The organism is Citrobacter sp. VF227 (assembly GCF_052950715.1).
The window spans coordinates 1-513 of record NZ_JBRFVF010000264.1 but is presented as its reverse complement, the minus strand read 5'-3'; the positions used below and the strand labels follow the sequence as shown (position 1 = coordinate 513).

1 protein-coding gene is annotated in these 513 nt (G+C 59.1%); it reads left to right on the top strand.

What is annotated here, in order from left to right; genetic code table 11:
• On the top strand, positions 1-513 hold a 513-nt coding region (locus tag ACU8YC_RS26235; RefSeq protein WP_446896150.1), incomplete at both ends, for an FAD-dependent monooxygenase.

The following is a 513-nucleotide window of genomic DNA, read 5'->3' as shown; positions in this document are numbered from 1 at the left end:
CATCATGCGCTGGTGGCGACTATCCGTACGCAGGAAGCCCACGGTGTGGTTGCGCGTCAGGCGTTTCATGGTGAGGGTATCCTGGCATTTCTGCCGCTCAATGACCCGCACCTGTGCTCTATCGTCTGGTCGCTCTCGCCGCAGGAAGCTGAACGTATGCAGCAGGCAAGCGAAGACGAATTCAACCAGGCGCTGAATATCGCTTTTGATCATCGTCTGGGGCTGTGCAGCCTTGAAAGCGAACGTCAGGCGTTTCCGCTGACGGGACGCTACGCACGGCAGGTTGCTGCCCATCTCCTGCCGCTGGTGGGGGATGCGGCGCATACCATCCATCCGCTGGCGGGGCAGGGGGTTAACCTTGGCCTTATGGATGCGGCAGAGCTGATCGACGAGCTTAAGCGGCTACAGCGTCAGGGCAAAGATATTGGTCAGTATGTCGATTTACGCCGCTACGAGCGCGGCCGTAAGCACAGTGCAGCGATGATGCTGGCTGGTATGCAGGGTGTTCATGAA